The sequence below is a fragment of the Gordonia sp. SCSIO 19800 genome (genome assembly GCF_018132775.1).
Taxonomy (GTDB): domain Bacteria; phylum Actinomycetota; class Actinomycetes; order Mycobacteriales; family Mycobacteriaceae; genus Gordonia; species Gordonia hongkongensis.
Genome location: NZ_JAGRQM010000023.1, coordinates 21,148 through 41,295, shown reverse-complemented (window position 1 = coordinate 41,295; position 20,148 = coordinate 21,148). Strand labels below are relative to the sequence as shown.

23 protein-coding genes, 2 tRNA genes and 2 pseudogenes are annotated in these 20,148 nt (G+C 67.6%); 11 read left to right on the top strand and 16 right to left on the bottom strand.

What is annotated here, in order from left to right; genetic code table 11:
- Nucleotides 1-109 precede the first annotated feature (109 nt).
- Nucleotides 110-400: a cell division protein CrgA gene (crgA, locus tag KB201_RS20830; protein ID WP_010843022.1), complete on the top strand. Its 291-nt coding sequence runs from the start codon at nucleotides 110-112 to the stop codon at nucleotides 398-400.
- Between the two features lie 115 nt (nucleotides 401-515).
- Entirely contained in the window at nucleotides 516-1,019 is a 504-nt protein-coding gene (locus KB201_RS20825) for a PH domain-containing protein (RefSeq protein ID WP_159369729.1), read from the top strand.
- Between the two features lie 13 nt (nucleotides 1,020-1,032).
- On the opposite strand, the gene KB201_RS20820 is transcribed toward KB201_RS20825, so the two are convergent.
- On the bottom strand, nucleotides 1,033-1,746 hold the full coding sequence (locus KB201_RS20820) for a rhomboid family intramembrane serine protease (RefSeq protein WP_211540288.1): 714 nt from the start codon (nucleotides 1,744-1,746) through the stop codon (nucleotides 1,033-1,035).
- A gap of 209 nt (nucleotides 1,747-1,955) precedes the next feature.
- Complete coding sequence (locus tag KB201_RS20815) at nucleotides 1,956-2,477, bottom strand: peptidylprolyl isomerase (protein ID WP_058253011.1); 522 nt, start codon at nucleotides 2,475-2,477, stop codon at nucleotides 1,956-1,958.
- A 110-nt stretch (nucleotides 2,478-2,587) separates the two neighbouring features.
- On the opposite strand from KB201_RS20815, the gene KB201_RS20810 reads away from it, so the two are divergent.
- On the top strand, nucleotides 2,588-2,767 hold the full coding sequence (locus KB201_RS20810; protein ID WP_211540287.1) for a hypothetical protein: 180 nt from the start codon (nucleotides 2,588-2,590) through the stop codon (nucleotides 2,765-2,767).
- A 917-nt stretch (nucleotides 2,768-3,684) separates the two neighbouring features.
- A complete protein-coding gene (locus KB201_RS20805; RefSeq protein ID WP_058253056.1) occupies nucleotides 3,685-3,930 on the top strand; it encodes a DUF4190 domain-containing protein in 246 nt (81 codons plus the stop codon).
- On the opposite strand, the gene KB201_RS24995 is transcribed toward KB201_RS20805, so the two are convergent.
- Nucleotides 3,920-4,372: a hypothetical protein gene (locus KB201_RS24995; protein ID WP_249146173.1), complete on the bottom strand. Its 453-nt coding sequence runs from the start codon at nucleotides 4,370-4,372 to the stop codon at nucleotides 3,920-3,922. The two genes, KB201_RS20805 and KB201_RS24995, sit on opposite strands and share 11 nt — an antisense overlap.
- Before the next feature lie 109 nt (nucleotides 4,373-4,481).
- Nucleotides 4,482-4,655: pseudogene (locus KB201_RS25290) on the bottom strand (MFS transporter); the annotation flags it as partial.
- Between the two features lie 294 nt (nucleotides 4,656-4,949).
- On the opposite strand from KB201_RS25290, the gene KB201_RS20795 reads away from it, so the two are divergent.
- The 3 genes from KB201_RS20795 to KB201_RS20785 all read left to right on the top strand — a co-directional run bounded on the left by KB201_RS20795 (nucleotide 4,950) and on the right by KB201_RS20785 (nucleotide 6,866).
- Nucleotides 4,950-5,201 (top strand): hypothetical protein, encoded by a 252-nt coding sequence (locus KB201_RS20795; RefSeq protein WP_058253009.1) that lies wholly within the window; start codon nucleotides 4,950-4,952, stop codon nucleotides 5,199-5,201.
- Nucleotides 5,191-6,039 (top strand): SDR family NAD(P)-dependent oxidoreductase, encoded by an 849-nt coding sequence (locus tag KB201_RS20790; RefSeq protein ID WP_211540286.1) that lies wholly within the window; start codon nucleotides 5,191-5,193, stop codon nucleotides 6,037-6,039. Before KB201_RS20795 ends, KB201_RS20790 begins: the two co-directional genes overlap by 11 nt.
- A 107-nt stretch (nucleotides 6,040-6,146) precedes the next feature.
- Nucleotides 6,147-6,866: a type 1 glutamine amidotransferase domain-containing protein gene (locus tag KB201_RS20785; RefSeq protein ID WP_211540285.1), complete on the top strand. Its 720-nt coding sequence runs from the start codon at nucleotides 6,147-6,149 to the stop codon at nucleotides 6,864-6,866.
- Nucleotides 6,867-6,927: 61 nt separating this feature from the next.
- Here KB201_RS20785 and rpsR read toward each other — a convergent pair whose 3' ends face one another.
- From rpsR to rpmB, 4 genes are read right to left on the bottom strand one after another with little or no spacing between them, the layout of a single operon-like run.
- Nucleotides 6,928-7,191, bottom strand: a complete 264-nt coding sequence (gene rpsR / locus KB201_RS20780; RefSeq protein ID WP_058253006.1) for a 30S ribosomal protein S18 — start codon at nucleotides 7,189-7,191, stop codon at nucleotides 6,928-6,930.
- A gap of 28 nt (nucleotides 7,192-7,219) precedes the next feature.
- Nucleotides 7,220-7,525: a 30S ribosomal protein S14 gene (gene rpsN, locus KB201_RS20775; protein ID WP_058253005.1), complete on the bottom strand. Its 306-nt coding sequence runs from the start codon at nucleotides 7,523-7,525 to the stop codon at nucleotides 7,220-7,222.
- Nucleotides 7,525-7,689: a 50S ribosomal protein L33 gene (gene rpmG / locus KB201_RS20770; RefSeq protein WP_058253004.1), complete on the bottom strand. Its 165-nt coding sequence runs from the start codon at nucleotides 7,687-7,689 to the stop codon at nucleotides 7,525-7,527. The genes rpsN and rpmG overlap by 1 nt, the downstream gene beginning before the upstream one ends.
- Entirely contained in the window at nucleotides 7,689-7,925 is a 237-nt protein-coding gene (rpmB, locus tag KB201_RS20765; protein ID WP_004020952.1) for a 50S ribosomal protein L28, read from the bottom strand. The genes rpmG and rpmB overlap by 1 nt, the downstream gene beginning before the upstream one ends.
- A gap of 104 nt (nucleotides 7,926-8,029) precedes the next feature.
- Here rpmB and mrf point away from each other — a divergent pair, with 104 nt between their 5' ends.
- Nucleotides 8,030-9,379: a ribosome hibernation factor-recruiting GTPase MRF gene (gene mrf, locus KB201_RS20760; RefSeq protein ID WP_211540284.1), complete on the top strand. Its 1,350-nt coding sequence runs from the start codon at nucleotides 8,030-8,032 to the stop codon at nucleotides 9,377-9,379.
- 37 nt (nucleotides 9,380-9,416) lie between these two features.
- The gene (locus KB201_RS20755) at nucleotides 9,417-9,674 is read left to right on the top strand and encodes a type B 50S ribosomal protein L31 (RefSeq protein ID WP_165629297.1); all 258 of its coding nucleotides are present in this window, start codon (nucleotides 9,417-9,419) and stop codon (nucleotides 9,672-9,674) included.
- 19 nt (nucleotides 9,675-9,693) lie between these two features.
- Here the strand turns inward: KB201_RS20755 and KB201_RS20750 are convergent, their stop codons facing one another.
- Together KB201_RS20750 and KB201_RS20745 are read right to left on the bottom strand one after the other, a co-directional pair.
- The gene (locus tag KB201_RS20750) at nucleotides 9,694-10,971 is read right to left on the bottom strand and encodes a serine/threonine-protein kinase (protein ID WP_211540283.1); all 1,278 of its coding nucleotides are present in this window, start codon (nucleotides 10,969-10,971) and stop codon (nucleotides 9,694-9,696) included.
- A gap of 67 nt (nucleotides 10,972-11,038) precedes the next feature.
- Nucleotides 11,039-11,608 carry a TetR/AcrR family transcriptional regulator gene (locus KB201_RS20745; RefSeq protein WP_078114059.1) on the bottom strand — a complete coding sequence of 190 codons (570 nt, stop codon included), beginning with the start codon at nucleotides 11,606-11,608 and terminating at the stop codon, nucleotides 11,039-11,041.
- Nucleotides 11,609-11,682: 74 nt separating this feature from the next.
- Between KB201_RS20745 and KB201_RS20740 the strand changes: the two genes are divergently transcribed.
- The gene (locus KB201_RS20740) at nucleotides 11,683-12,249 is read left to right on the top strand and encodes a dihydrofolate reductase family protein (RefSeq protein ID WP_211540282.1); all 567 of its coding nucleotides are present in this window, start codon (nucleotides 11,683-11,685) and stop codon (nucleotides 12,247-12,249) included.
- 8 nt (nucleotides 12,250-12,257) lie between these two features.
- Here the strand turns inward: KB201_RS20740 and KB201_RS20735 are convergent, their stop codons facing one another.
- Nucleotides 12,258-13,190, bottom strand: a complete 933-nt coding sequence (locus KB201_RS20735; protein ID WP_211540281.1) for a saccharopine dehydrogenase — start codon at nucleotides 13,188-13,190, stop codon at nucleotides 12,258-12,260.
- 98 nt (nucleotides 13,191-13,288) lie between these two features.
- Here KB201_RS20735 and KB201_RS20730 point away from each other — a divergent pair.
- Nucleotides 13,289-13,895, top strand: a pseudogene (locus KB201_RS20730) (helix-turn-helix domain-containing protein).
- Between the two features lie 121 nt (nucleotides 13,896-14,016).
- Here the strand turns inward: KB201_RS20730 and KB201_RS20725 are convergent.
- From KB201_RS20725 to gyrB, 5 genes are all read right to left on the bottom strand, one after another.
- Nucleotides 14,017-14,092 (bottom strand) — tRNA-Ala (locus KB201_RS20725).
- A gap of 61 nt (nucleotides 14,093-14,153) precedes the next feature.
- A tRNA-Ile gene (locus tag KB201_RS20720) sits at nucleotides 14,154-14,227 on the bottom strand.
- A gap of 66 nt (nucleotides 14,228-14,293) precedes the next feature.
- Nucleotides 14,294-15,184 carry a DUF3566 domain-containing protein gene (locus tag KB201_RS20715; protein ID WP_211540280.1) on the bottom strand — a complete coding sequence of 297 codons (891 nt, stop codon included), beginning with the start codon at nucleotides 15,182-15,184 and terminating at the stop codon, nucleotides 14,294-14,296.
- 117 nt (nucleotides 15,185-15,301) lie between these two features.
- Entirely contained in the window at nucleotides 15,302-17,791 is a 2,490-nt protein-coding gene (gene gyrA, locus KB201_RS20710; RefSeq protein ID WP_058252999.1) for a DNA gyrase subunit A, read from the bottom strand.
- Between the two features lie 44 nt (nucleotides 17,792-17,835).
- Nucleotides 17,836-19,902 (bottom strand): DNA topoisomerase (ATP-hydrolyzing) subunit B, encoded by a 2,067-nt coding sequence (gene gyrB, locus KB201_RS20705; protein ID WP_165629304.1) that lies wholly within the window; start codon nucleotides 19,900-19,902, stop codon nucleotides 17,836-17,838.
- Nucleotides 19,903-20,148: the final 246 nt, after the last annotated feature.

Sequence of the window (20,148 nt, the reverse complement as noted above, 5' to 3'; positions counted from 1 at the left end):
GACCTGGTGAGATACCGTAGATCTCGAGTGTTTGCCAGTGGCGGGGACGAGCTCACCTTCTCCCGCCCGCGTACGACCGCCCCGGCGGTGCCGCACAACGGAGGAAGTCATGCCGAAGTCAAAAGTCCGGAAGAAGACCGATTACACCATCAACCCGGCCAGCCGGACGCCGGTCAAGGTCAAGGCCGGCCCTTCGAGCACCATCTATGTAGGCGTCATGCTCGGCCTGATGGTGCTGGGTCTCGCCTGGCTCGTCGTCTACTACCTGGCCGCCACGCCCACCGCGTACGGCGGCGAGGGCCAGGTCCTGCACTGGATGGCCGAGCTCAACTCGTGGAACTTCCTGATCGGTTTCTCGCTGATGGTGGCGGGCCTGTTGATGACGATGCGTTGGCGGTAGACGCCGACGGTCGTTCGCGTGCCGAATGCGCTGAGCTGCTGAAACACACGCATGTAAGTTATCCACACTGTGGAAATCACATGTGTGTAAGTCATCCCCACTGTGAGTAACTCCTGTGGATAACTCCGAGGTCTCTTACACACATGCGTGGGCGACCCCCGTCGGCGCCGGTCTGGCCGGCTGCCTCGGCGGCGTCGCTTTGGTGGTGGCGGCGGTCGTCGCCGCTGCCGATCCGGCCGGCATGGTCCTGATGGGCGTCGCCGGGATTCTCCTTCTCGTGCTCGGCGCCTACACCCTGCTGGTGCGTCCCCGGCTGGCCATCACATCGGGGCCGAACCCCGCTCTGGTCCTCGGGACCTTGCGAGGCCAACGGACGTACCCCCCGGAACGCATCGAACGGATTCGGACGCTGTCGATCCGTCGGGTCGGCCGGCGGGTCGGACAGTTGGAGATCGACGTTCTCGACGACGATGCAGCCGGCACGACCGCGCACGACCGCGGCGTCGGCCCTCGCGACGACACCCGACTCGTGGTCTTCAGCCGCTGGGACCTCGGGACCGACCTGCCGACCGTGGTCGACGCGCTGCGCGACGCCGGCTTCGTCGTCGACGAGGGGTAGGTCGCGCCGCTGCTCAGCGGATGTAGACGAGCCCGTCGTACGCGACGCCCGCGCCGATGCCCAGCCCCAGCGCCACGACGAACAGTGCGGCGAGCGCGATCCAGCCGACGCGACTCGCGGCCTGGGGATTCCGACGACCCGCGGGCAGCACGGCGTCGGGGAGGTACACGATCGCCGCGGTGGCGGCCGCTCCGAAGGCGAGCCCGCCGAGATGCCCGAGGACCGAGATGCCGGGCAGGGAGAACGACAGCACCACGTTGAAGCCGATGATGAGCAGAACCGGGACCGGGGACACGCGGGCCTTGAGGATGATCACGAGCATCGCGCCCATGAGTCCGTAGATGGCTCCGGAGGCTCCGGCGGTCAGGGCGCGGTCGTCCTCGAAGAGCATGACGGCAGCGCTGCCGCCGAGCAGTGCGATCAGGTAGACGGCCAGGTATCGGCCGATGCCGAGGGCGAGTTCGAGATCGCGGCCGAGGATGTAGAGCGACAGCATGTTGACGGCCACGTGCATGACGCTGAAATGCAGGAAGCCCGCGGTTTGGAGACGCCAGTACTCACCGGCTGCGACGTCGCTCTTGAGGAGATCGCCGGCGCCGAAGATCGCTGCCCCGCCGGGATCGCCCACTCCGGCCTGGAGAACGCACAGCGCGAAGATCAGCAGGTTGACCGCGATGAGCGCGTACGTGGCGTAGGGCTGCGTCGGGGCCGTGCGGGTGCGCGCCATCACGGGGACACCGCGGCGTGGGCCGCCGAGCGACGGCGACCGTTGCACGCCGTCGTTGCGGAGGCATTCGAGACAGTGCTGGCCGACCGATGCCGGACGCAGGCACTCGGGACACGCCGACCGTCCGCACCGGCTGCAGGACAGGCCGGTGGGACGGTCGGGATGCCGGTAACACACCGCCCGCTGCGGGGCGGTGTGTTCCGGAGAGGTCAGTTGACCTCGATCTTCTCGATGACGACCTCGTCGAGCGGGCGGTCGCTGCGGTCGGTCGACGTCGTGGCGATCGCGTCGACGACCTGCTGCGAAGCCGGATCGGTGACCTCACCGAAGATGGTGTGGCGACGGTTGAGGTGCGGGGTCGGGCCGACGGTGATGAAGAACTGCGAGCCGTTGGTACCGGGGCCGGCATTGGCCATCGCGAGCAGGTACGGACGGTCGAACTGCAGCTCCGGGTGGAACTCGTCGCCGAACTGGTAGCCGGGGCCGCCCATGCCGGTTCCGGTCGGGTCGCCGCCCTGGATCATGAAACCGGAGATGACGCGGTGGAAGACCGAGCCGTCGAAGAACGGGCCGGAGTTGCCGCCGGACGCGTTGGGCTTGCTGTACTCCTTGCTGCCGTCGGCCAGCCCGACGAAGTTCTCGACCGTCTTGGGTGCATGGTTCGGGAACAGGTCGACCTTGATGTCGCCGCGATTGGTGTGGATGACTGCGGAGCTTTTCGGTGTAGTCATCCCTCCATCCAACCACTCACCCGGATCCGCTGGTCGGGACATGGCCCCGAGGTGCGCAGATGCACCGGGCGGGGTGGCAGCGCCGCACACCGGCTGGCACTCTTGAGCCCATGTCCAAGAACTACCTCTTGACCGCGCTGGGTGTGGTCGCCGCGTCCGTCACCGCCGCCGTCGTCGCCGGCTCGCTGCGCCGCGCCCGACGCGTGGTGGCCCCGGTGTCCCCGACCGTCCCGCGGATCGAGGAGGTCCGCGAGGCGCTCGCCGAGAGCACCGAGACGCAGGCTTCGTGACCCGCCGCGGCCGACGCGACACCGGGCCGCTCGCCACGCACGGGTAATTTGGTCTCGTGACCTCAGACGACGAGCGCTCCCCGAACCCGCCGCCGGGGTCCGGCGGCGCAGACGACCGGACCCGCGAGTCCTGGTCGGCGCCCGAGAGCTCCGCACCGACGAGCAACCCGGCGCCGTGGGAACGGTCCCCCGCACGACCTGCGGGCTCGCCGACCTCGTCGCAGGGAGCCGACGCTCCCGACCGTTCCGACGGCCGGCCGGCGCCCCGCGGTGACTTCACGCCGCCGCCCGGGGGTCGACCACCCACCAGACCCGGGCCCCCGCCGGGCCGGCGACCGGCCCCGCCGCGCAGTGACTCGTTCGGGACGTCTGGTCCCTCCGGGGGACCGCATCCGCCCGGTGCGCCGCGTCCGCGGCAGAATGGCCCCGGGCCCGCGCCGGCCGCGCCGGTGGCGGGCGCCAACCCAACCGTGCAGCGCCCAGGCGGCAATCCGCCCGGGCCGGGTCCGCGACCGCCGATGCCATCCGGTCCGCCCGGACGCCGACCCCCACCCGGTCAACGGTCGGGCCCGGGAGGAGCGCCGTTCGCCAAAGGCACTCCGCCGCAAGGCAATAGGCCCACAGATGGCTCCCGTCCACCCTTCGCCGGACCCCGGCCGGGTGCAGCGCCGGGCGGACGACCGGACTCCTCCGGTCGGGATTCCGACCGGGACGATCACGCGACACAGGTGGTGGGTGCGGGCGGGCTGGCAATCGGTCTGTCCGGCGATCCGTCCCCTAATACCCGCGTCGTGGACGGTCCCGGCACGGCCGGCGCACCTGCCGCCGACCTCCCGGACACCGAGACCTCGGGCCCTGCCTCCCCGGCGACCCAGGCCTATTCAGCAGTTGAACCCGCCAGAAGTTCGGAGGACAGCGTGGCTCCCCAGTCCGGTGCCGGTCCGCGCGTCAATCGGATGGCGTTGTGGGCCCTGGCGTTGTCGATCCTCGGGATCACCTTCATCGTGGGATTGGTCCTCGGATACCGTGCGCGCACCCAGATCCGGCAGCGTCGCGAGGCGGGTCTCCCCTTCGCCACCGCCGCCATCTGGGTCGGCTGGGCCTACGCCGGGGTCTTCGTCTTCGGGCTGCTCGTCTACGGATGGATTCTGTTCATCGCCTGAGGCCGGACTGACGAGCGGCAGCCGCCCATCCGGCCCTGAGGAGCGAGCACGTCACCCCTGCTCCCTGAGGAGCGAGCTTGCGAGCGTCTCGAAGGGGCCGCCGCGCCGGCATCACGAACACGGCCGCGAGCAGGGCACACACGAGAAGACCGGTCGTGAGGAGGTACGTGTCGGCGATCGCCGAGGCCAACTCGGGCGCAGCATCGATGCGTTCGGCGGGACTCAATGACATCGCACCCGCCACTCCCCGGCCGTCGACCGCCGTGCTGCGCGAGTTCATCAGGGCCGCAATGGTGGCCGTGATCGCTGCCGACGCCAGCGCGACGGCGAACTGGTTCGAGGTCGTGAGGATGGTCGTGCCGCCCGGGGTGTCCGCGCCCTCGAGGTCGCGGGTGGCGGCCGTCATGGTGGGCAGCATCGTCGCGCCGACACCGATCCCCATGAGAGCGAGGATCGCGACGACGGGCCGGGTAGGGGGTCGATTCGTCGAGCAGCGCGGCCATCAGAATCATCGCCGTCGTCGACAGCACGATGCCGCAGATCGCAACCCGTCGCGGGTCCACGGAATCGGCGACCCGCGTGGCGATCTGGAGAGTGATGCCGCTCAGGAGCGCGGGGAGCACGAACAGCATGCCGGCGGTCGTGGCCGAATCGGACCGGACCGACTGGACATAGATCGGCAGGATCGTCATCGACCCGAAGTACGCCCCGGCGAAGAAGATCATCACCACGACGCCACCGCGCAGACGCGCGTGCGCCAACAGCCGGAGATCCAGCACGGGCGTGCGGCTGCGCAGCGACCGACGGACGAAGTAGCCCAGCAGGATCAGGCCGATGCCGACCGGGACCAGGATCGATGCACCGTCACGTCGAGCATCACCATGAGGGTCGGGACGACGAGGATGAGGCCGATGCGCCGGCTCGCCGGGTCGGGTGTGGTCACGACGACGAGCACACAACCTCAAGTTCAGTTGAAGTCGGGCGGTGTGAAATCCCGCGTCTTGGGGCAAGGTGGAGAGATGCCGGACAACGAGAAGCCCACATGGACCACGACCGACGACGAAGTGAAGGCCGACCCCGACATGCGGAGCGACCCCGACGAGAATGACGGGCCGGCCTCGGCACTGCCCACCGCAGGGGACACCGAGATCGGCGAGACCGACCGAATCCGGGAAGACAAGGCGTCTTACGACGGAGCACAGCCACCGGCCGACCACACTGACGAGGGTCACGCGGTCGGCGGATCGGAGGGCACGACCGATGGCCAGTGACACCCCCTCCGGACAGAAACGCACCATCGTCCTCACCGGCGCCAGCGACGGGATCGGCGCAATTGCAGCGCGATCCCTGGCCGGACCCGACACCGATCTCGTCCTCGTCGGACGCTCGGCGAAGAAGCTCGCGCCGATCGCCGCCGAGACGGGTGCGCGGCAGTTCACCGCCGACTTCTCCGCACTCTCGGAGGTGCGGGATCTCGCCGCCGAGATCAACTCCGCCGTCGGAACCATCGACATACTCATGAACAACGCGGGCGGGACGTTCGACGCGTCGCACCGCACGTCCGACGGGCACGAACCCAACTTCCAGATCAACCATCTCGCACCGTTCCTGCTGACCCACCTGCTGCGGGACCGGTTGGCCGCTGCCCCACAATCGCTCGTCCTGAACACGTCCAGCGTCGGCAACCTCTTCGGAAAGGTCGACCTCGACGACCTGGATTTCGAGAAGCGACGGACCCTCGCGATGCGGCCCTACGGTACGGCCAAGCTGATGAACATCCTGTTCACACGCGGGATCGCGCAGCGCTGGACCGGTGACAAGATCTATTCCGCCGCAGTGCATCCCGGTCCGGCGGCGACGAGCTTCGGCCGCGACTCGCGCTTCGTCGGGCTCGCCTACCGGTCTCCGCTGACGCGCCTGGTGACCATCACCCCCGAGCAGGGAGCTGCCCCGCTCATCGCCCTGGCCGAGCGCGGCGCCGACCCGACGGTCAACGGCGTGTACTTCGATCGCCACAAGGCCAATGGTCGGGAGAACCGTCAGGCCCATGACCAGAAGCTGATCGACGGGTTGTGGCAGCGATCGGCGGAACTCACCGGTCTCACGTGATCTGACCCGTCTCCCCCGGCCTGACCTGGGCTGTGGCCGGGACCGCGGTTGTTCTCTACCTTGGCGGTCGGAGACCGACACCGTCTACCTGGACACAGGAGTTTCAGATGACACGCAACATCCTCTTCATCATGACCGGCGCCGGCAGCTGGACGCTGAACGACGGATCCAGTCACAAGACCGGGTTCTGGGCCGAGGAGGCCGTCGCCCCGCTGGAAGCGTTCCGCGCAGCCGGCTACACGGTGACCGTGGCCACCCCGAACGGCGTACGGCCACCGGTCGACGAGGGGAGTCTCGCGGTCGAGAGCATCGGCACACCTGAGCGCGCCGCGGAGATCCGCCACGTCGTGGAGACCGCTCCGGAGCTGCAGAAGCCGATCGCGCTCACCGACGTTCGCATCGCCGACTACGACGCTGTGTTCGTTCCGGGCGGCCACGGACCCATGGAGGACCTGGCCGTCGACGCGGACGCCGGAGCTCTGCTGATAGCGGCCGACGAGGCGCAACTGCCGCTCGGAATCGTCTGTCACGGTCCGGCGATCCTGTTGGCGGCGAACAACTCCGACGGCGTCAACGCGTTCGCCGGCCGCACGGTGACCGGCTTCAGCAACGCCGAGGAGGAACAGGCCGGGCTCGCCGACAAAGCTCCCTGGCTCCTCCAGGATCGGCTCACCCAGGCGGGGTTCAAGGTCACCCTCGCCGAACCGTGGACGGTCCACATCGAGACCGACGGCAACCTGCTGACCGGCCAGAATCCCGCGTCGTCGGAATCCTTGGCACGCACCCTGCTGGATCGCCTCGAGAACGTGCCGCAGGGTTCCAAGTAGCAGGGCACTCACCACCGAGCGCGACGCCTGCCCCACACGGGGGCAGGCGTCGCGCTCGTTCTCAGTGCCGAGAGTCGTACGGCAGCAACGCCATCTCTCGCGCGTTGCGGATCGCCGTGGCGACCTGGCGCTGCTCCTGCGGGCTCAGCCCCGTGAGGCGTCGGCTGCGGATTCTGCCCTTGTCGGACAGGAACTGCCGCAGCAATGCGACATCCTTGTAGTCCACGGGATTACGACCGTCGACCCGCACGCCTTGTGCGATGAGCAGGTTCCGCTTGCGCTTCGCCGGCACTTCCTCGCGCTGACGCTGTCTTCTGTTGGCCATCACTGTTCCTCGTTCTCGTGGGTCCGGATCACCAGCTGGACTTCTGGATTCCGGGTAGTTCGCCGCGGTGCGCGAGTTCGCGGAACCGCACGCGCGACAGGCCCGCCTTGCCGATGTACCCGCGGGGCCGGCCGTCGACGGCATCCCGGTTGCGCAGTCGAGTCGGACTTGCGTTGCGCGGCAGCCGTTGTAGGCGTCGTAGCGCTTCCGAACGCTCCTCGGGCGTCGAACTGGCTGCAACGCTCGCGCGCTTCAGTTCGGCGCGGAGGTCGGCATACCGCGCGACGACCTCGCGGCGCTGTTCGTTGCGGACGATCTTGGACTTCTTGGCCATCAGCGGTCCTCTCGGAAGTCGACGTGGGCGCGGGCGATGGGGTCGTACTTGCGCAGCACCATCCGGTCGGGATCGTTGCGGCGGTTCTTCCGGGTCACATAGGTGTATCCGGTCCCGGCGGTGGAACGCAGTTTGACGATGGGCCGGATCTCGTTGCGCGCCATCAGACCTTCTCCCCTCGGGCACGGATCTTGCGCAGCACCGACTCGATGCCGTGCTTGTCGATCGTCGAGATCCCCTTGGCGCTCACGCGCAGCGTCACGTACCGCCCCTCGCTGGGCACGTAGTAGCGGCGGCGCTGGATGTTCGGGTCCCACCGGCGCGACGTCCGTTTGTGCGAATGCGACACCTGCTTGCCGAAGCCGGGTACCCGACCGGTGACCTGGCACCTCTTGGACATGCTGCCTCCTGTTCTTATCGACAATGATTGGCATTAACTGTGCGGCCACGGTACCGTCGTCGGAGCACAAATGGAAATCATTCTCAATAGAACGGAGTGGAGTCGTGCTCGACGATCAACCCGCGAACCACCCGCAGGACACCCCGGGCGAGCAACGGACCCCGATCGTGCTGGTCACCGGGCTCGACGCGTCGTCGATCCACCGGGTGGGCGACGCGTTGGAGTGCGGCGGCGTCGGCAGCGTCCAGGTCCACCACGACCTGACACAGGTCGAGGACGGCCGCGTCGTCCGGACCCTCAGCTGGCGGGGTCCCGACGGTCGCAGCCACCATGACGTCTGCATCGTGGAACTGGCCCACGGTTGCATCTCGTGCACCCTGCGCGAAGACCTGCTCCCTCTGCTGCGGCGGCTGCATCGTCGACCGTCGGTGAACCGGATCGTCCTCACACTCGATCCCGTCCTCGAACCCGAGCAGGTCGCCTGGTCGATCGAGAACGTCATCGTCTCGGACATGCCGGGGTTCGACGACGCCCCGGCGGCCGCCGACGTCCGCGTCGATCTCACCGTTGCCTGTGTGGCCGAGGATGATTGGCTGACCTCGGCGACCGGCGATCTCTCACTCACCGAAGGTGGGCACGTCGCACTCGACGACGACCGCACCCTCGCTCAGGTGGCGGTCGGTCAGGTCGCTTTTGCCGACGCGCTGGTGGTCGCGGCATGCGACCCGACCGTCCGCGACGCCTGGGCGTCCGCGCGACTCGTCGCCGTCCTCAAGCGGCTCGCGCCGAACGTCCCGATGATGTTCGAGTTGCCGCAGCGCCCGATCACACCCGTCCTGGCCGAGCAACTGCTCGCCGCGGTACCGCCCCGTTCACGTCGCGGACGCATCGACGGTCCGCACGACCCTCTCCTCGCGGGCCAACCGCCACTGGACTCCGACTGCGGGGTCACGTGGGTCGAGTTCCACAGCGATCGACCGCTGCACCCGGATCGCTTCCACGAGGCGATCGACGCCCTCCTCGACGGGGTCGTCTGTGCCCGCGGGCGACTCTGGATCGCCACCCAGCCCGACGAGGCGCTCTGGCTCGAGTCGGCCGGCGGCGGACTGCGCGTCGCGCACGGAGGTCCCTGGCTCGCCTCGATGACCGACGACGAACTCGCGCAAATACCCGACGAGCGTCGGGCTCTCGGTGCACTGCGCTGGGACGAGACCTTCGGCGACCGGCACACGTCACTCGTCGCGCTCGTCCATCAGGGCGACCCCGCGGAGATCGAGGAGGCCCTCCGCGGCGCCTGCCTGAACGAGGTCGAATTCGCTGCCGGACAACAGTTCTGGTCGACCTTCGACGATCCGTTCGGGCAGTTCCACGCCGACCCGTGCGATGACCTCGACGTCGGCGAGTCGACCGTGGACGCATTCCCCGGCGTCGACGCTGATCCCCGGGACAACTGACCCCGCACCGACCCACATCTCACCGGAAGGCACCCACATGAAGAAGGGCATCCACCCCGATTACCACCCCGTCGTCATCCGCGACGGTTCGACGGGCAAGGAGTTCCTCACCCGATCGACGGCGACATCGTCGACGACCGTCACCTGGTCCGACGGCAACGAGTACCCGCTGATCACCGTCGACGTCACCAGCGACTCGCATCCGTTCTACACCGGGGTGAACACGATCCCCGACGTCGCCGGCCGGGTCGAGAAGTTCCGCCGGCGCTACGCGCACCTGAACAAGGACGACTGAGGGACGTCGATGGGCGACGTCAGTTCTTGTCGTCCTTCGGTTTCCCGTTCCCCTTGTTCTCGCTCTTGCCACCACCGCCGTTGCCACCACCGCTGTTGCCCCGCCCTTTTCCGCCGCTTCCGGCCGGTCCCTCCTCGGTCTGGGGGGTGTCGATCTCCGTCGCGCCGGTCGGCAGAGGGATCGGCGCGGGCGCGTCGATCGTGCTCGGCGGTGGAGTCGGCCGTGATTCGGTGGTCGAGGACTCGGCGGCCGGCAGGGAGGTCGGGGTCGCCGGAACTGGGGTGTCGTCGTCGGATCCGGTGGCGATTACGACGACGGCGACGAGAAGGGCGGTCAGAAGAGCGGCGGCGCCGCCCAGCACCGCGATCGACGTTCGACGTCGGGAGCGGTTCGGCCCTTCCGGAAGCGAAGCCGTCCCCGAGGCGGTGCGAGTTGGCGGGGACGGTGGCGGCATCGGCGCCGTGAGCCGACTCGTCCCGTCCGGGCCCATGTGGTCGCCATGCCCGGCCAGCGCCGCGCTCATCGCCGCAGCACTCGGAAACGGCACGGTGTCACCCGGACGCATGGCCCGGTCGATCGTCTCGCGCAGTGCCGGCGCGACATCCGGACGGATGTCGGCCAGCAGTGGCGGCGGCGCGTGCAGGATCGCGTGCGCGACGGCGGCAGGGTTGTCGTGGTCGTACGCGCGGCGACCCGTCAGAGCCTCATATGCGACGACCGCAGCCGCGTAGAGATCGTCGGCCGGTGTCGCCGCCCGGCCCAACACGCGACCGGGACTGAGGTAACAGATGGTTCCGACCACTTCTCCCGTCGCCGTGTGCGCCATCCCGGCCGTCTTGGCGATGCCGAGATCGGCAACCTTCACCCGGTCGCCGGACATCAGCAAGTTCGCGGGTTTGATGTCGCGGTGCAGCACCCCGGCGGAATGGGCGGCGTACAGGGCGGCCAGGACGTCCTCGAGGATCGCGGCGACGCGGTGGGGCGGCAACGGCCCGCCGGCCATGAGATCGCCGACCGTTGTGCCACTCAGCCGTTCCATCACGATGTACGGCGTTCCGTCGTGCTCGCCGAAATCGTGGACGGCGACGATGTTGGGGTGGTTGAGCGCGGCGGCCGCCCGCGCCTCTGCGATGAACCGGTCACGTGCGACCGTCGGGGTCTCCGGCTCTGAGCGCAGTAGTTTGATGGCGACCGACCGGTGGAGTCGCCGGTCCCACCCGTCGTGGACCACCGCCATGCCACCGCGTCCGAGAACTCCCCGGATCTCGTAGCGTCCGTCGAGCAGGTCTCGGTCCACCTATTCACGGTAGCGGGTGCCATTCCCGGCCATCGTCGACCCGGAGCCGGAGTCGGACGGCGTGATCTCAGCCCGGCAGCAACCCGTCGACCAGCGCGTCGACGATGTCGTCGACCGGCACATCCGGGAGCAGCGGACCGGTCAGCTGGTCCAGCAGGAGGCCGTCGACGGCGTAGTGGAAGAGGGCGATCTCCCGGGCCGTCCCCGCCAGGCCGGCTTGTTCATTGAACGCCACGTCCCCGGTGAACCCGGTCCGACGCCATTCGCCGATGATCTCCGCGACCTCAGGGCGTCGAATTCCTTCCAACCGGAGTTCGATCAGTGCGATGGTGACAGTCCGGTTTGCCATCAGACGCTCGACGATGTTGCGGAGATACTCGGCGAAGAGCTCCCGCGTCGGTGTGCGTCCGGCCCGCTCAGCGATGAACTCGTCGCTCGGTGCCAGTCGCTCGTAGATGCGCTCCACCAATCCGGTGAGAAGTGCTGAGCGAGAACGGAAGTAGTTCGTCGTCGTACCGAGGGGCACGCCGGCCGCCCGGTCCACCGCGCGGTGGGTGAGTCCCCGCGCGCCGGCGTCGGCAAGCACTTCGAGACCCGCGTCGGCCAGCGCCCGTCGGCGGTCATCGTTGCGAGCCATGAGAAAACGATAGCGCAACCACTACATGTGTTGTAGTTTCTCAACCACTACATCTGAAGTGATTGGGGAACAGCATGCGTGAACTCGTGTACTACGTGGCCGTGAGTCTCGACGGGTACATCGCCGGACCGGACGGCCAGTTCGACGCCTTTCTGATGGAGGGCGATCACATGGACGGCATCAACGAGCGGTTCGCCGACACCATCCCGACGGACTACGCCGCCGCACTCGGGATCGACCAGAGCACAGGGATTTTCGACACCGTCCTGATGGGAGCCGGTACCTATGCCGCCGGGTTGCCAGAGGTGACGAGTCCGTACCGCCACCTCGACCAGTACGTCTTCACCCATCGTCGACGCGACCCGGTGGACGGCGTGACTTTCACGGATCGCGACCCGGTCGAGGTGGTGCGTGAGCTCAAACGGCGCAAGGGAAAAGACATCTGGCTCTGCGGAGGCGGCGATCTCGCGACTCAACTGGCCGACGAGATCGACCGGTTTGTCCTCAAGCGTCAGCCGGTGATGTTCGGGAGCGGCATTCCGCTGATGGCGCCCGGCCGGTACGCGCCCAGGAGGTTTCGACGCGTCAGCGCACACGACTTCGACACCGGCGTGTCGATCGTCGAATACGCCGCAGCGTAGGAGCGGACCTACCTCAGCACCGTGAGCGCGTCGTCGAGTGAGACCAGGTCGGCCATCGTCACTATTCTCTTGGCGCCATGGAGTTCCGTCGCGGCGCGGATGGCGGCCAGCGCCGTCAGTCGGCCCGTGGCGTCGGACTGCCCCGTCCCGGAGGCCTCCCGACGCTCACCGGTGCGCCGATTCTCGGCGATGACGTGCCAGGCATCGGAACCAAGGGGAGGCGCCCACGTCAGCGTGCTGCGCAACGCCGGCACCCGCCCGATCAGGCCGAGCGCCGCGGTCATCGGGGCCGAGCTGAGAGTGAGATACGAGCAGATGTGACCCGGCCGGTTGTCGAGAAGGACATGGTCGGGGAAGTCCGCGCGTAGGTAGCGCCGGGTCCGGCCGTCGGGTCCGGTCGCTTGCCGACTGTCCCGGAGATTCCGCACCGGCCGATTCTCCGGCGGGCGGTGGACGTTGGTGCCGACCAGCCCGACGGTCCACGCGACCGCGGCGGGACCGTGTTTCTCCCCGGCTCCGAGCATCACGAGCACATCGAGGTCGTCGTCCGGGCGCGAGTCGAGTGCGGCGGTCAGGATGGTGCTGAGGCCCGGTGCCAACCCTGCCCCCAGGACGACGGGCCCGGTGGCGGTGGCACGTAGTCGGTCGAGATAGGCGCCGGAGGCCGAGATGTCGACCAGCGGCGTCTGCCCGGTCGCGGCTCCCAGCTCCGGGCGTTCGATGCCGGAGGCGTTGACGACGACATCGTGTTCGGCAGCGAGGTCGCGCAGGGTCGCGAGGTCGCCGCGCAGATCGATCCGGGCGTCCCCGCTCGCCGTGCGGCTCGTCACGGTCACGACGTGACCGTCCTGCTCGAGTTCGCGGGCAACGACGGTGCCCACCGCTCCCCGTCCGCCGAGAAGCAGGACTCGGAGGTGCTCACCCTTGTTCGATTCGTTCATCTACTCCACTTTCCTCGTTCCCGGTTTCTTCGGGACCATGCTCGGGGACGGCGGTCGCGACCGGCGAGGACTTTTGCGGAATCTGCAAAGAAGGCGCCATGATCGCTGACCTGGGGGACCTGATCGGCGCGATCGGTCCGCGGCTGCGCGACCTTCGCGTCGCGCGGGATCTCACACTGGCGACGGTGGCCGAGCAGTCGGGGCTGTCGATCAGCACGCTCCCGAGTGGAAACCGGTAGACGGCAGCCGACCCTCGACGCCCTGCTCCCCCTGGCGCGCGTCTATCGGGTGTCCCTCGATCAACTCGTCGACGCACCGCCCACGGGTGATCCTCGCGTGCACCTCGAACCGCGGTCGATGGCGTCCGGGGGTGTCATCGTTCCCCTCACCGATTACCCCGGACGTGTGCGGGCATTCAAGCACGTCCTCGGGCCGCGCGAACCGCGCCTGGCGACCCACGACGGACACGCGTGGCTCTACGTTCTCGCCGGCAGACTGCGGTGGCTCTACGTTCTCGCCGGCAGACTGCGGTTGCTCCTGGCCCACGCCGAGCACATCCTCGAACCCGGCGAGACGGCCCAGTTCGATCCGACGACGCCGCACTGGTTCGGATCGGCCGATGACAACCCGGTGGAGATCCTGCATCTGTTCGGTCCACACGGTGACCGGCCGGTGTCGCGCCTGGACGACGTCAGCCCGCAATGACGGCGACCGCGGTGACGTCCCGGACCGCACCGTGTGGCGTCGCCCGACCGACGTACGAAGACCTCGCAAACACGAAAGGCGACGAGGGCTCGTCGAGCCGCTCGTCGCCTTCGAGGTGAAGTGGTGGAGCCTAGGAGATTCGAACTCCTGACATCTGCCTTGCAAAGGCAGCGCTCTACCAACTGAGCTAAGGCCCCGTGCCGTACCGATCGGTTCGGCGGGATGCGAGATTCCGATGTCCGAAAACATCTGTCGCAGTGGGCCTAGGAGGACTTGAACCTCCGACCTCTTCGTTATCAGCGAAGCGCTCTAACCGCCTGAGCTATAGGCCCTTGAACCGAGGAGTGAGATTACCCGACCGATGCCCCAACAAACAAAACGGCTGGTCAGGGGCTCGCTCAATCGAGGTCGGCGAGAGTCACCTCGGCGCCGCCGACGAGGTCGGCACAGATGTTGTAGATGTAGCTGCCGATCGTCGCGAGCGCGGTCAGCAGGATCGCGTTGATGGCGCCCAGGAGCGCCGCGGCGCCGAAGACGGTGCCCGCCCCGACCACGTCGTTACTCGCGGCCGATTCCTCCGCCATGAGCGTTCCGAAGCTGTTGTTCACCTGATCCCACACGCCCATGCCGTCGAGGATGAGGTACAGCACGGCGACGGAGATCATCCAGATGAAAAACCCGACCACCGACAGCACGGCCGCAACCTTGAACGTCGCCCACGGGTCGATCCGACGCACCTGCACCGAGGCGCGTAGCGCGGTCCCGGCGGCGAGTACCTGGCGAGGCGCCGACCGCGGTGCGGAGGGCTTGGATCCCGGCGCCTGTGCCGTCTCGGGTCGCTTCAGGTCTGCCGTGTGGTGGATCTGATCGAGGTCGGGCAGATCGTTCTCCGGAAGGTGTCCGCGGTCGATCGTGCTGGTGGGTGACTCGACGAAGCCGGGTTCCTCGGTCGCCGTCGCCGTACCCGATCGACGCGGACTCTCCAGCTTGGTCACCGGGGCCTGCTGGCCACTCATGCTGGCGGCAGCGGTGCCGCTGTTCGTCACGACGCCACGCGGCGGCGGGCCGCCCGGGTTGTTCAGCGGCGGGCCGGCTGGGCCCTCGCCGGTGCTCGGACGCTGAGCGGCGTCGCGGTTGAACGTCTCGGTCGGGGCGGTCGACGGATCGTCGACCGGCCCCCGCTGCCACGGCGGCACCAGTCCCCCGGTCGGGGTTCCCGTTCCGGGTCCCGCCGGTCCCCCGGCGGGGCGCCCGTTCTGGTCCTGATGCGGCTCGTTCGGTGTGCTCACAGACATTCCCTCACTCAGGCGTTCCTGACGTTGCTCGCTCGGCGCCGGGTCCGAACCCACCGTTCCCGACCCGTCGACTCGCGACGGGTCGAGCAACAGTGGCCTTCACCCTAACGCCTAGGAAGAGACCTCTGTCTCGTCCGGCTCGTCGGCGTTGCGGGCGATGGCGATGACCGTGGTGCCCTCGTCGATGTTCATCAGACGGACACCCTTGGTCTGGCGTCCGGCCTTGCGCACCGATTTCGCCGTGGTGCGGATGACGCCGCCCCCCGAGGTGATGGCGTAGAGCTCGGAGTCGTCGTCGACGATGAGCGCGCCGATCAGCTCACCGCGTCGACGATCGTGGGCGATCGTCAGCACACCCTTGCCGCCGCGACCCTGCACCGGGTAGTCGTCCATACCGGTCCGCTTGGCGTACCCGCCGGAGGTGGCGACCAGCAGGTAGGTGCCCTCGCGGACGACGTTCAGTGACAACAGCGTGTCGTCGGTGTTGAACCGCATGCCCTGGACGCCGGAGGTCTGCCGGCCCATCGGCCGCAGGGCTTCGTCGTCGGCGTGGAACCGGATCGACTGTCCCTTCTGCGACACCAGGAGCAGATCGTCGTCGGCGCTGCACAGTTGGGCGCCGACCAACTCGTCCTCGCCACGCAGGTTGATCGCCGCGATGCCGCCGGAGCGGTTGGAGTCGAAGTCGACCAGTCGCGACTTCTTCACCAGGCCGTTGCGGGTGGCGAGCACCAGATACGGCGCATCCTCGTAGGTCTTCAGCTGGATGACCTGGGCGATCCGCTCCTCCGGCTGGAAGGCCAGGAGGTTGGCGACATGCTGACCACGGGCGGTGCGGTTCGCCTCGGGCAGCTCGTAGGCCTTGGCGCGGTAGACGCGACCCTTGGTGGTGAAGAACAGGATCCAGTCGTGGGTCGAGCACACAAAGAAGTGTTTGACGATGTCGTCCTGCTTGAGACCGGCACCCTGCACACCCTTGCCGCCGCGACGCTGGCTGCGGTACAGGTCGGTCTTCGTGCGTTTGGCGTATCCGGTTTCGGTGATCGTGACGACGACGTCTTCGCGGGCGATCAGATCCTCGTCGCTCACATCGCCGTCGGCCGCGATGATCTTGGTCCGACGCTCGTCACCGTACTTCTCGACGACCTCCTTGAGCTCGTCGCGCACGATGGCGCGCTGACGCTCGGGCCGGTCGAGGATGTCCTTGTAATCGGCGATCTCGAGTTCGATCTCGGCGAGTTCGTCGACGATCTTCTGGCGTTCCAGGGCCGACAGACGGCGCAACTGCATCGCGAGGATCGCATCGGCCTGGATCTCGTCGATGTCGAGGAGGTCGATCAGGCCGGTACGCGCGGTCTCGGTGTTGGCCGAGCGGCGGATCAGCGCGATCACTTCGTCAAGCGCGTCAAGGGCTTTCACCAGACCACGCAGGATGTGCGCGCGCTCCTCGGCCTTGCGCAACCGGTACCGCGTCCGTCGCACGATGACGTCGATCTGATGCGCCACGTAGTAGCGGATCATCTGGTCCAGACGCAGCGTGCGGGGCACGCCGTCGACGATGGACAGCATGTTCGCACCGAAGCTGGTCTGCAACTGGCTGTGCTTGTACAGGTTGTTCAGGACGACCTTCGCGACGGCGTCGCGACGCAGCGTCACCACGATCCGCATGCCGACGCGGTCCGAGGACTGATCCTCGATCCGGCTGATGCCCTTCAGCTTTCCCTCGTTGACCTGCTCGGCGATCGATTGGATCAGGTTGTCCGGGTTGACCTGGTAGGGCAACTCGGTGACCACCAGCGTGGTGGATCCCTTGTTCTCCTCGATGTCGACGACACTGCGCATCCGGATGCTGCCGCGCCCGGTGGTGTAGGCGTCCTTGATCCCCTGGCTGCCGACGATCAGTCCGGCCGTGGGGAAGTCGGGTCCCTTGATGCACTCCATGCACGCGGCGAGGGTGGTCTCGTCGTCGGCGTCGTGGTTCTCCAGCGCCCAGAACACCGCATCGGCAACCTCGTTGAGGTTGTGCGGGGGCATGTTCGTCGCCATACCGACGGCGATACCGCCGGAACCATTGATCAGCAGGTTCGGGATACGCGACGGCAGGACCGTCGGTTCATTGGTCTTGCCGTCGTAGTTGGGGACGAAATCGACTGTCTCCTCGCCGATGTCGCGCAGCATCTCCATGGCCAGCGGGGTGAGCCGGGCCTCGGTGTAACGCATCGCCGCGGCGCCGTCGTTGCCCCGCGAGCCGAAGTTGCCCTGACCGTCGATGAGCGGGTACCGCATCGACCACGGCTGGGCGAGGCGCACCAGGGCGTCGTAGATCGCGGTGTCGCCGTGCGGATGGTAGTTACCCATCGTCTCCGCAACGGGTTTCGCCGATTTGACATAGCTGCGGTCGGGACGGAACCCGGCGTCGAAAGACGCGTAGAGGAGGCGGCGGTGCACCGGCTTGAGACCGTCGCGGACCTCGGGGAGCGCACGGCCCACGATGACGCTCATCGCGTAGTCGATGTAGCTCTTCTGCATCTCCTGCCCGAGATCGACGGGCTCGATGCGATCGCCTTCACCGCCGGCGGGCGGCAGGGTGGTGTCAGTCATGTGTGTACTTTCTCCGATCGGAGCGGAATCGCAGGAACCCGCGATCAGACATCGAGGAAGCGAACGTCTTTCGCGTTGCGGGCGATGAAGCTGCGTCGGGCGGCGACGTCCTCACCCATCAGGATGGAGAACAGTTCGTCGGCGGCCGCGGCGTCGTCGAGGGTGACCTGACGCAGGACACGCACGGCCGGGTCCATCGTGGTCTCCCACAGTTCCTTGGCGTTCATCTCGCCGAGGCCCTTGTACCGCTGGATGCCGTCGTCCGGGTTGATCTTCTTGCCCGCCGCACGCCCGGCCTCGAGCAGTCCGTCCCGCTCGCGGTCGGAATAGGCGAACTCCGGCGCCGACTTCTGCCATTTGAGCTTGTACAGCGGCGGCATCGCGAGGAACACGTGACCGTGCTCGATGAGCGGCCGCATGAAGCGGAACAGCAAGGTGAGCAGGAGGGTCGAGATGTGCTGACCGTCGACGTCGGCGTCGGCCATCAGCACGATCTTGTGATAGCGGAGCTTGCTGATGTCGAACTCGTCGTGGATGCCCGTGCCGAAGGCGGTGATGATCGACTGGACCTCGGTGTTCTTGAGTACCCGGTCGATTCGCGCCTTCTCGACGTTGATGATCTTGCCGCGCAACGGCAGGATCGCCTGGTACATCGAGTCACGGCCCGACTTGGCGCTGCCGCCGGCCGAGTCGCCCTCCACGATGTAGACCTCGCACTTGCTCGGATCGTTGCTGCGGCAGTCGGCGAGCTTGCCGGGGAGACCACCGATGTCGGTGGCGGTCTTGCGGCGCACCAGATCGCGGGCATTGCGCGCTGCCATCCGGGCCCGCTGCGACTCGACGATCTTCTTGATGATCGTCTTCGCCTCGGCCGGGTTGGCCTCCAGCCAGTGCCCGAGGTGCTCACTGCACACGCGCTGGACGAATCCCTTGACCTCGGTGTTGCCCAACTTGGTCTTGGTCTGACCCTCGAACTGCGGATCCCCGACCTTCACCGAGATCACCGCGGCGAGGCCCTCGCGGATGTCGTCACCCGAGAGGCGGTCTTCCTTCTTGTCCTTGATGAGCTTCTTGTCCACCGCGTACTTGTTCACGGTGAGGGTCAGCGCGGCGCGGAATCCCTCTTCGTGGGTACCGCCCTCATGGGTGTTGATGGTGTTGGCAAAGGTGTGAACCGACTCGGAATAGCCTGCATTCCACTGCATCGCGACCTCGACCTCGTGGCCGGTCCCCTGGCCGGTGAAGCCGACGACGGTGGTGTGGATCGACTGCTTGGTCCGGTTGAGGTGCTTGATGTAGTCGACGAGGCCGTCGGGGTAGTGATAGGTGCGGGTCTTCGGCTTGGCCGCGGCGGCGGCCTTCTCCTCCTCGGACTTCACCGCCTCGGCGGCCTCGGTGGTGCCGCTCTCCTCGTCACCGTCGGCGTCACCCGGCGGCTCGATGGCCTGCGGACGCTGATCGGTCAGCGTGATGGTGAGGCCCTTGTTCAAGAAGGCCATCTCCTGCAGACGACGCGCCACGGTCTCGGCGTTGAATCGGGTGGTCTCGGTGAAGATCTCGGGGTCCGGCCAGAACCGCACCGTGGTGCCGGTCTTGCGCGTCGGGGTCCCCTTCTCGAGGGCGCCGGGTGTCGCGTAGGTGTAGGTCTGCTCCCAGTTGAATCCGTCGTTCTGGATCTCCAGCTCCACCTTGGTGGACAACGCGTTGACCACCGAGATGCCGACGCCGTGCAGACCACCGGACACCGCATAGGCGTCGGAGTCGAACTTGCCGCCGGCGTGCAGCTGGGTCATGACGACCTCGACCGTCGGCACGCCCGTGCGGTGCATGCCGGTCGGGATGCCGCGGCCGTCGTCGACGACCTGGACGCCGCCGTCGGCCAGGAGGGTCACGTCGACGCGCGAGGCGAAGCCGGCCATCGCCTCGTCGACCGAGTTGTCGACGACTTCCCAGATCAGGTGGTGCAGCCCTCGCTCACCGGTGGATCCGATGTACATGCCGGGCCGTTTGCGGACGGCTTCCAGACCTTCGAGGATGTTGATCGAATCGGCGCCATACTCTGACGGCTTCTTCTTGTTCTTCTTCGGTCCGGTGTCGTTGGTGTCGGCCACGAGGTGCGTCCGCTCCTGTTCTGCTCATCGACGGATCAGGTGGTCTCCGGATCCGTCGTCGATCCTTCTCGACGGGGGCACACGGCGGTTGCGCGCACAGGAATACCCGGTGGGTACATCCGGGTAGCCTGGAGGCGCTGTCTGTCTGCTGTTGTGCACCCCTGTCGGGACAACTCTCCACAGTGTACTGCCTGACTCGCCCTGGAACGCGCATCCGGGGCCGCTAACAGGCCCTCAGAACGATTT

Excerpts from the sequence above, each read along its gene's own strand:
- rpsR (WP_058253006.1), bottom strand. The coding sequence starts at position 7,191 with ATGGCCAACAGAAGACAGCGTCAGCGCGAGGAAGTGCCGGCGAAGCGC.
- rpmG (WP_058253004.1), bottom strand. The coding sequence starts at position 7,689 with ATGGCGCGCAACGAGATCCGGCCCATCGTCAAACTGCGTTCCACCGCC.
- KB201_RS20790 (WP_211540286.1), top strand. The coding sequence starts at position 5,191 with ATGGCCAGTGACACCCCCTCCGGACAGAAACGCACCATCGTCCTCACC.
- KB201_RS20735 (WP_211540281.1), bottom strand. The coding sequence starts at position 13,190 with ATGAACGAATCGAACAAGGGTGAGCACCTCCGAGTCCTGCTTCTCGGC.
- rpsN (WP_058253005.1), bottom strand. The coding sequence starts at position 7,525 with ATGGCCAAGAAGTCCAAGATCGTCCGCAACGAACAGCGCCGCGAGGTC.
- KB201_RS20755 (WP_165629297.1), top strand. The coding sequence starts at position 9,417 with ATGAAGAAGGGCATCCACCCCGATTACCACCCCGTCGTCATCCGCGAC.
- KB201_RS24995 (WP_249146173.1), bottom strand. The coding sequence starts at position 4,372 with ATGGGGATCGGTGTCGGCGCGACGATGCTGCCCACCATGACGGCCGCC.
- crgA (WP_010843022.1), top strand. The coding sequence starts at position 110 with ATGCCGAAGTCAAAAGTCCGGAAGAAGACCGATTACACCATCAACCCG.
- KB201_RS20785 (WP_211540285.1), top strand. The coding sequence starts at position 6,147 with ATGACACGCAACATCCTCTTCATCATGACCGGCGCCGGCAGCTGGACG.
- KB201_RS20810 (WP_211540287.1), top strand. The coding sequence starts at position 2,588 with ATGTCCAAGAACTACCTCTTGACCGCGCTGGGTGTGGTCGCCGCGTCC.
- KB201_RS20740 (WP_211540282.1), top strand. The coding sequence starts at position 11,683 with ATGCGTGAACTCGTGTACTACGTGGCCGTGAGTCTCGACGGGTACATC.
- rpmB (WP_004020952.1), bottom strand. The coding sequence starts at position 7,925 with ATGTCCAAGAGGTGCCAGGTCACCGGTCGGGTACCCGGCTTCGGCAAG.
- KB201_RS20795 (WP_058253009.1), top strand. The coding sequence starts at position 4,950 with ATGCCGGACAACGAGAAGCCCACATGGACCACGACCGACGACGAAGTG.
- KB201_RS20820 (WP_211540288.1), bottom strand. The coding sequence starts at position 1,746 with ATGGCGCGCACCCGCACGGCCCCGACGCAGCCCTACGCCACGTACGCG.
- KB201_RS20745 (WP_078114059.1), bottom strand. The coding sequence starts at position 11,608 with ATGGCTCGCAACGATGACCGCCGACGGGCGCTGGCCGACGCGGGTCTC.
- KB201_RS20815 (WP_058253011.1), bottom strand. The coding sequence starts at position 2,477 with ATGACTACACCGAAAAGCTCCGCAGTCATCCACACCAATCGCGGCGAC.
- gyrA (WP_058252999.1), bottom strand. The coding sequence starts at position 17,791 with ATGACTGACACCACCCTGCCGCCCGCCGGCGGTGAAGGCGATCGCATC.